General features: G+C 59.8%; 9 protein-coding genes and 1 pseudogene. All 10 read right to left on the minus strand.

The window, feature by feature from the left end:
* Nucleotides 1-321: 321 nt before the first annotated feature.
* On the minus strand, nt 322-1,089 hold the full coding sequence (locus tag Q0K17_RS09145; RefSeq protein WP_294542450.1) for a sigma-70 family RNA polymerase sigma factor: 768 nt from the start codon (nt 1,087-1,089) through the stop codon (nt 322-324).
* Between the two features lie 34 nt (nt 1,090-1,123).
* Nucleotides 1,124-1,558: an anti-sigma F factor gene (spoIIAB, locus tag Q0K17_RS09150; RefSeq protein ID WP_294542451.1), complete on the minus strand. Its 435-nt coding sequence runs from the start codon at nt 1,556-1,558 to the stop codon at nt 1,124-1,126.
* A 19-nt stretch (nt 1,559-1,577) separates the two neighbouring features.
* Nucleotides 1,578-1,874 carry an anti-sigma factor antagonist gene (locus tag Q0K17_RS09155; protein WP_294542452.1) on the minus strand — a complete coding sequence of 99 codons (297 nt, stop codon included), beginning with the start codon at nt 1,872-1,874 and terminating at the stop codon, nt 1,578-1,580.
* 148 nt (nt 1,875-2,022) lie between these two features.
* Nucleotides 2,023-3,321 carry a folylpolyglutamate synthase/dihydrofolate synthase family protein gene (locus tag Q0K17_RS09160; RefSeq protein WP_294542453.1) on the minus strand — a complete coding sequence of 433 codons (1,299 nt, stop codon included), beginning with the start codon at nt 3,319-3,321 and terminating at the stop codon, nt 2,023-2,025.
* Nucleotides 3,318-3,914 carry a VanZ family protein gene (locus Q0K17_RS09165; RefSeq protein WP_294542457.1) on the minus strand — a complete coding sequence of 199 codons (597 nt, stop codon included), beginning with the start codon at nt 3,912-3,914 and terminating at the stop codon, nt 3,318-3,320. The genes Q0K17_RS09160 and Q0K17_RS09165 overlap by 4 nt, the downstream gene beginning before the upstream one ends.
* A gap of 195 nt (nt 3,915-4,109) precedes the next feature.
* Nucleotides 4,110-5,318, minus strand: a complete 1,209-nt coding sequence (locus Q0K17_RS09170) for an aspartate kinase (RefSeq protein ID WP_294542458.1) — start codon at nt 5,316-5,318, stop codon at nt 4,110-4,112.
* A gap of 27 nt (nt 5,319-5,345) precedes the next feature.
* Complete coding sequence (gene thrB / locus Q0K17_RS09175; protein ID WP_294542459.1) at nt 5,346-6,239, minus strand: homoserine kinase; 894 nt, start codon at nt 6,237-6,239, stop codon at nt 5,346-5,348.
* Nucleotides 6,240-6,258: 19 nt separating this feature from the next.
* The gene (locus tag Q0K17_RS09180) at nt 6,259-7,488 is read right to left on the minus strand and encodes a homoserine dehydrogenase (protein WP_294542461.1); all 1,230 of its coding nucleotides are present in this window, start codon (nt 7,486-7,488) and stop codon (nt 6,259-6,261) included.
* A gap of 48 nt (nt 7,489-7,536) precedes the next feature.
* Nucleotides 7,537-7,965: an ACT domain-containing protein gene (locus tag Q0K17_RS09185; RefSeq protein WP_204645857.1), complete on the minus strand. Its 429-nt coding sequence runs from the start codon at nt 7,963-7,965 to the stop codon at nt 7,537-7,539.
* 254 nt (nt 7,966-8,219) lie between these two features.
* A pseudogene (locus tag Q0K17_RS09190) lies at nt 8,220-8,591 on the minus strand (hypothetical protein); the annotation flags it as partial.

Genomic DNA, 8,591 nt, shown 5'->3' on the forward strand with positions numbered 1-8,591 from the left:
TATTTATTATATCTCGTGAAGTTCTTTTTGTCAAGCACTTTTTTGAGATTTTTTGAGCTGCGAAGCTCTTTCGAGCTCCTTTTCTCAGCGCCTGCCGTCCCTCGCGAGACAGCTTAGTTATAATACCACCACAACAGGCATTTGTCAACATCTTTTTTCAAGATTTTTCAAAAAGCTTGCATGTGGTTTGCCAGTCTTTTACCGGCATGGTAAAAGTGTACCATGTGTTTTTCATTTCGTCAACAAGTTTGCGTCGCTATAACGCAAATTTGGCGTTTTACCAATTCAGGATATCTCTGATTGGATAAAACGCCCAAAAAATCATACTTTTGTTTTTGCCTTGCGTTTACCGGATTTTTTCTCTTCCACCTTTTCCCCTGTCAGCTCCATCCGCATCCATTTGAGTATCTTGCGTTCCCGGCGCGATATCTGAACCTGGGTTGTATGAAGAACCCGGGCGGTTTCACTTTGGGTCTTTCCGCCGAAGAACCGAAGCCGGATCAACGCCTTGTCCTGCGCAGGCAGCTTATCCATGACTTCCCTCAGTCCGATATGCTCCGACAGCTTCTCTTCCGGGGAGTCTACCGGAATATCCCACTCCCGATTCCCGTCCTCGCTTTCGGTGGGGGTCAGGGAGACAACCGGCATGGAGGCTCGAATCGCCATGGCCACCTGTTCCGGGCTTGTCCCCAGCGTTTCGGCCAGCTGGGTGACGCCGGGTTCCGAGCCGGTCTGCTTGAGAAAGCGTTCCCTCTCGGCGTTGATCTTGAGCCCCAGTTCCTTGAGGGAGCGGCTGACCTTGACGGTGCCGCCGTCCCGGAAAAGCTTTTTGATTTCGCCCAATATGACCGGCACCGCATAGGTGGAGAAGCAGACGCCCCGTTCCGGATCAAATCCGTCGCAGGCTTTGACAAGGCCCAGGCAGCCCGCGGCATACAGATCCTCATACTCAATACCGCGGCCGGTAAAGCGTCCTGCACAGGTACGGGCAAGACCAAGATTTCGCTGAATGAATTCCTCCCGGGGAATGCGGTCATACAAAGCCGTGGTGTTGGCCTGACCGGACGCAGCGGATACGGGTAGGGACATGACGGTGACCTCCTTATCTGTTATATGTAGGAAGTCAGCCCTTGGCCTCCAGCTTTTTGGACATGGTGACCCTGGTGCCGCGCCCCGGAGTGGAGCTGACCTTGATCTTGTCCATAAAGCTCTGCATCACCGCAAAGCCAAGACCGGCCCGCTCATCCGGGTTGCCGGTGGTGTACAGCGGTTCCATAGCTTTGCCTACATCCGGTATCCCGATTCCCCGATCGGTGACGGTAATACGCACAAGGCCGTTTTCATACAGGGCCGCGGTGAGAGTGACCTGCCCCACCGACTCCGGATAAGCGTGCACGATACAGTTTGTAACTGCTTCGGACACTGCCGTCTTGATATCCGCCAGCTGCGGAACTGTGGGGTCTGCCTGGGCCAGAAAAGCAGCCAACGCCGCCCGGGCAAAGCTTTCGTTGACGCTACGGCTGAGAAAGGTAAATTTGACCTGATTGAGCATCTTCATAAATCATGTATTCCTCCGTTTATACATAAGTGATCCGGGCCAGATCCAGCATACGCCGGACAGCGGCGGGCGGGTTCTGCACCGTCAGCCGCCCGCCCAGGGAAGCCATATACCGGCCCCGCCCCAGGATGAGTCCCACGCCGGAAGAATCCATAAAGGTAACACCCGAAAAATCCAGCGTCAGCAATTCCGGCATCCGCGCGTCGATCTGGGCATCGATCTCCCGCCGCAGCCCCTGGGCCGCATGATGGTCGATCTCCCCCGAAAGATAGGCTGCCAGGGTGCCGCTGGCGGGCACAAAACAGATTTTCGCCAAGTTTGTCCACCTCGATCAATCCAAAAGAAAACGCCCCGTAGGCTGGTTTGTACTACCAGTATACGGGGCGCGAAAGAAATATTTTGTTGAAACGGGGCGCCGCATGCAAAAGGCCGCGCCCTGGTTTTGGATGAGGATGCGAATCAGATCAGTTTTCCGCTTCTTCCAGCAGGATGGGGCGGGCTTCAGCGGCAAGGTACAGGCTGCCGCAAACGACCACACCGGCCAGATTGTGGAAATCCGCATAGTCCACAGCCTTACGGATGGCTTCCCGCACAGTGCCGCCCACCTCGGCATCCAGGTGGAAGCGGGCCGCATGTTCCAGTTCCTCCGCCGTCATAGCGCGGGGGCAGTCCGGAGTGACCGTAAAGACCTTGTCAAAAGTTTTGGAAAGAGCTTCCAGCATAGGACCGTGGTCCTTGTCTTTCAGAACCCCCATCACCCCTACCAGGTTGCCTTCATAGCCGGCTTCCGACAGGGTGGACGCCAGGGCGGAAGCACCATCGGGGTTGTGGCAGCCGTCCAGCAGAAGCAGCGGATGCCGGCGGATCACCTCGATGCGGGCGGGCATATGGGCCGCTTCCAGACCTTTCTCAATGGCTTCATCCGAAATGTCGTAGCCGTACTGCCGCCAGAGGGTCAGGGCGATCTCGATGGCCATGGCCGCATGATTGGCCTGGTGCTTGCCCGGGAAGGACAGCATGACCCGGTATCCGCCGTAGTCGATATAGTTCTGCAGCGGGCGGCATTTCAGCGGCAGAATGTCCTCCAGGTCCGGGGTCTGGATGGAGGTGTGTGCCTGGGCGGCTGCGGTGAGCAGCGGCCCCATGGCTTCGGGGGGCTGGTCGGGGTAACAGATCACCGCGCAGCCCTCCTTGATGATGCCGGCCTTTTCCGCTGCAATAGCGGCCAGGGTATCCCCCAGCACATCCATGTGGTCCATCCCGATGCGGGTGATGGCTGCCACCAGAGGCGCCGGGATGGCATTGGTGGCATCGAACCGGCCGCCAAGGCCGGTTTCCAGCACCACAAAATCGCACTTTTCCCGGGCGAACCAGAGCAGCGCAATGGCGGTGACCACCTCAAACTCCACCGGAGAGGGTTTGCCGGCAGCGCACAGATCATCCACGGCGTCCAGCACCTCCTCCGCCAGATCACCCAGGGTCTGGGGAGGGATCATCTCGCCGTCGATCTGGAAGCGTTCCCGGAAGTCCAGCACATAGGGGCTGATGGTAAGACCGGTCTTGTAGCCGGCATGGGTCAGGATGGACGCCGTCATGGTGGACAGTGTCCCCTTGCCGTTGGTACCGGCAATGTGGATGCATTTCAGCTGATTTTCAGGGTTGCCCAGAGCGTTCAGCAGCGCGTGCATGCGCTCCAGGGTCGGGGTACCCGTGCCCATACGGGGCAGAGCATGAATAGCCTGTACGGCCTGTTGTTCGGTCAAAGCAGTTCCCTCCTGTTGGGATTTTCGTGATGAGGCGGTTGGGCGCTGATGCGGTCTTCCTCCTGTTCCCGGAGAAGGCGCTCCCGCTCGGCGCGCAGACGTCGATTTTCCTTTTTGATGCGGTGGAAAGCGCCGATGGCCCGCACGATGAGCAGCAGGACCAGGGCCACGAACAGACCGCATACCACGCCGGCCATGTCGATCCAGACGTCGGTGACCTGGGAAGAGCGGCCAGGAATAAAGCGCTGGATGGTCTCATCCATCAAGGCCGTGGTCATACCGCCCAGCAGCGGCCAGCTCACATGCCGCACAAAATGGCGGGTGTACACCCGCAGACAGAGCATGAGCAGAAAGCCTTCCAGCGTGAACTCCGCAAAATGGGCCAACTTGCGCACCGTATGCTGGGACAGCGGGCCCAGGCCCACCCTGCCCAGCAGCTCATTCAGCATCTGCATGACAGACTGACTGCGGGCAGAAGAGAGGTCCCCGGCCTGCAGGGAATTGCGGAAGATGAAGACGACACAAGCGATCAGCGCAATGGTGAAGATGAGACGAAAGGCGATCAGCCATGGACTGGTTTTTTGATGTTCCATACCAATTCCTTTACTTTACAGTTTCTGGGTTGCATACGGGTTCCTATGATTATAGCACCCGGGATGCCGTCAGGCAAGCCGGACACGGCAAAAGCGGAACCGCTGCGGCATCTGTCCCGCCCGCCGCAGCCGCGGCAGGCAGAGGCAGGCACAGACAGCGGCCCCGCTTGCAGGTGTTTGTTCAGGTCAGGCGCATTACTGGATGAAAGCGTCATGGATGGCGGCAACAGCACGGTCGGCATCCGTCTTTTCAATGATGACGCTGATCTTGATCTCGCTGGTGGAGATCATGCGAATGTTGATATTCTGGTTGGACAGCGCTTCAAACATGGTGGAGGCAACACCGGGATGGCTCTGCATGCCGGCGCCCACCACGCTGACCTTGGCGCAGGTCTTATCCACGGCAATGTCACCGCCGCCGAAACGGCTCTTGTGGTCTTCCAGCACGTTGACGGCGCTCTCGGCGTCGGTCAGGGGCACGGTAAACACCAGATCCTTGGTATCAGCAGTGCCGGCAGAGCTCTGCAGGATGATGTCCACGTTGATGTTGCGCTGGGCCAGCAGGCTGAACACCTTGAAGGACATGCCCGGTACATCGGGCACTCCCTTGATCGAGATCACGGCTACGTTGTCGTCCTTTGCAACGCCTTTGATGAGCATACCTTCCACTTTCGTTTCCTCCTTCACGATGGTTCCCGGAATGGGATTGATGCTGGAGAGAACCTCCAGCTCGACGCCGTACTTCTTGGCAAGTTCGACGCTGCGGTTGTTCAGGACCTGGGCCCCCAGAGAGGCCAGTTCCAGCATTTCGTCAAAGGTGATCTCCTTGAGCTTGGTGGCCTTGGGGATCTTGCGCGGATCGGCGGTGAACACGCCTTCCACGTCGGTGAAGATCTGGCAGCGGTCCGCATGCAGGGCGGCCGCCAGCGCCACAGCGGAGGTATCGCTGCCGCCGCGGCCCAGGGTGGTGATGTCATCGGAACGGTTGAGGCCCTGGAAGCCGGCCACCACCACCACGCGGTTGCGGGCCAGCTCGCTTTCCACACGTTCGGTGTTCAGCCGCTTGATGCGGGCCTTGGAATAGGAGCGGTCGGTGACGAAACCGGCCTGCCAGCCGGTGAGGCTGACGGCGGAGACGCCGATCTCCTGCAGGGCCATGGCCAGCAGGGCGATGGAGATCTCCTCGCCGGATGCCAGCAGCATATCCATCTCACGGTGGGACGGGTCGCTGGTGATCTCGGCTGCCTTGGCGATCAGGTCATCGGTGGTGTCGCCCTGGGCAGACACCACCACGACCACGTCGTTGCCCGCGTTGCGGGTGTTGGCAACGATGCGTGCCACATTGAAGATGCGGTTGCGGTCCTTGACGGAGGTGCCGCCGAATTTTTGTACAATCAATGCCATTGGTGAAGTTCCTCCCCTTCTATGCTGTCACGCCTCAACGGTCGCGCCGGTATTGTCGGCCAGCAGGCGATAGACGGTAAAATGACGGAGTTTTTCGGTCTGGGGCAGCGCTTCCCGCGCCTGCTCGAAGAACTCCTGGTCGTCCTTGTGGACGACCGCAATGATGGTAGGGCCGGCGCCCGAGATATACACGGCCTGGGCTCCCAGGTCCTGGGCCAGCTCAAACATTTCCTCGCCGCCTTCAATGAGGGGCAGACGATAACGCTGGTGCAGGGCGTCCTTGGTGGCCACACCCAGCAGGCCGTAATCACCGTCGCAGAACGCAGCGGTGGCCAGCGCCGCCCGGGACAGGTTGTAGACGGCATCCTTATGGGAGACCATCTGAGGCAGCGCCGCCCGGGCCTTGGAGGTGAGCAGGCGGAAATCCGGCACAAAGGCCGCGAAGGCCAGGTCGGGGTCGATGTTCTTTTTGACGGTATAGACCAGGCCCTCATCATACACGCTGGTGACAAAGCCGCCCAGCATGGCGGGCGCCACGTTATCGGGATGGCCTTCGATGGCGGTGGCCAGGGTGAGCATCTGCCGCTGGGTCAGCGGCTTGCCCAGCAGGGCGTTGGCTCCCAGCAGGCCCGCCACGATGCAGGCGGAGCTGGAACCCAGGCCCCGGGCCATGGGGATATCATTGCGCTGGGTGATGGTCAGCCCTTTCAGAGGCACACCCAGCTGGTCGTATACGGCCCGGGCGCTGCGGTAAACCAGGTTGTTGGCGCCGCCCGGAACGTGGGTATCATCCAGAGAGGTGATGTGGATGCGGTCGGACTCCTCAAAGGTGAACACATTGTGCATGGAAAGGGCCAGTCCCAGGGAGTCGAAGCCGGCGCCCACATTGGCGCTGGTGGCGGGTACGGTTACGGTGACCATAGTTGTTTTCCTCCCCTGCTTACGCTTCCATCTGTTTGAGGAACAGTTCCACATGACCGCCCAGCAGGGCGACCTTCTCGCACACGGCATCCATCACCGCGGGAGTGGCATTCAGCATACGGTAGCTGACCCCCTCCGGACCTTCGTCCACCGGGGAGCCGGGGCCGGCCAGCGAGGCCAGCACGGCGGCAGAGATGCCCTTGGCCCGGATGTACCAGGAATATGCGGCATTATCGGGCAGCATACCCTCCCGCTTGGGCGCGGGCTGCCAGAACAGGCTGTCATGAATCTTGGTGCCGTCTTTCAGGGCGTCAATGACATCAGCCACCACGGCGCTGGCGGTGGGCAGTTTGCCGGCGCCCTTGCCGTAGAAGATCACGTCGCCCAGCATATCGCCCTTCATGAGGACGGCGTTGAACGCATCGTCCACGTTGGCCAGCTGGTTGGAATCCGGCACCAGCATGGGCTCCACCCCTGCGGAAACGCTGCCGTCGGGCAGTTCCTTGTACCAGGCAATGAGCTTGATGGCGCTTTCCAGCTTCTCCGCCGCCTTGATATCGGCCACGGTGATCTGGCGGATGCCCCGGGTGGGGATGTTATCGGGATAGAGGGCGGAGCCGCTGGCCAGAGAACCCAGAATGGCGATCTTGCGGCAGGCATCCCGGCCGTCCACGTCGTCACTGGGGTCTTTTGTCTCGGCGTAGCCCAGCTGCTGGGCAATCTTGAGGGCTTCGGCAAAGCCCATGTTTTCCCGCTTCATCTTGGTGAGCATGAAGTTGGTGGTGCCGTTGACGATGCCCTGAATGGAGCTGATATGGTTGGCGGCCAGACACTGGTGCATGGGGGTGATGATGGGTGTACCGCCGCCCACACTGGCTTCAAACAGGAAGGCCGCGTTGTGCTGGCGGGCCAGCGCCAGCAGTTCGGCGCCGTAGGTGGCCACCATCTCCTTGTTGGAGGTGCAGACGCTGCGGCCACTTTCCAGACAGCGGCGCACATACGGGTAGGCGAACTTAGTGCCGCCGATGGTCTCCACCACCACCCGGATTTCCGGGTCGGCCAGGATGATGTCCAGGTCCTTGACGAACAGGGCCGCGTCCGGCGAACCGGAGAAGTCACGCACATCCAGGATATATTTGACTTCCACGGGTTCTCCCACACGTCGGGCAATGGATGCCGCATTGCGGCGGCAGACTTCCAGCACGCCGCTGCCCACGGTGCCGAACCCCATGATCGCGATTTTTGCCATAACTACACTCCCTCTCACATTCTATGCCGCGCCATGCCGCGGTGGGCATCAGGTGCCCCGGTGGACCTCCACCACAAAGGGCTGACGTGCCAGTTTGAGCAGCATGTCTTCCACCGACATCTGCATGGTGGCGGTGCGCACCGTCACCTCCACCTGCGCGGTGCCGTTTTCCGGCCGGGACTGGGTGATGGTGACAATGGACGCCCCCGCCGCCGAAATCCCGGACAGCAGCCCCTGCAGGGCGCCGGTCTTATCCAGCAGGGTGGCAATGACGGTCAGGGTCTCGCGCCCAGACTCGGCATCAAAGACATAATCCTTGTATTTATAGAAGGCGCTGCGGGAAATGCCTGCCCGACGTGCCGCCGACGATATGTTGGTAACGGCACCGGAGGCCAGCAGCTCTTTGGCTTGCAGGACTTTCAGAAATACGTCCGGCAGGACTTCGGCGTCCACCAGAAGAAAACGTCGTTCCGCCATGGGTGTACCCCCTTCAAAAACAGTTGTATTTGCGACAAGGATAATCATAGCACATGCCGCTCCGGGATGCAAGGGGCCTCCCCTTTTTGCGAGGAAATTGGGCAGGCTGCACAGCCCGATTGTTCCTTTGTGGATTGTTTTCGTCAGGCATACAAATATTGTGTGTCCACGGTGTACACGCAAGGTCCGGCAAAACCCCGGACAAGCCGGGAAGGCCTATCCGGGGTCTGAAAAGGTTTGCTGATGGCGGACAGTTACGCCGCAGGATCGGTGGCTGCCTGAGCGGCCAGGGCATCTGCCGTGAGCTGGCCCAGCGCAGCGTCGTCGCTGAGCAGGGACGCGGTGCTGGAGTCGGGCAGGTTGTCGTCGGTATAATAGCCGGTGCGGCCGCCGCCGGACACGATGGCGCCGGTGGATTCGCTGAACTGATACGGCTTCACATCGTCATCCCAGAAGAAATCCTTGGCGGGTTTGTCAGCCTGGATCTCCTCCATCAAAGTCTTGAAGGCGCGCTGGGTGGGTTTACCGTTGTTGCCCAAGGAGCCATCCACGCCCCACATGCTGTAAGGCTTGTCATAGCCCCACCAGACAGCAATGGAGTAATAGGGGGACAGACCGGCAAAGGT

Source organism: uncultured Gemmiger sp. (assembly GCA_944388105.1).
Classification (GTDB): Bacteria; Bacillota; Clostridia; order Oscillospirales; family Ruminococcaceae; genus Gemmiger.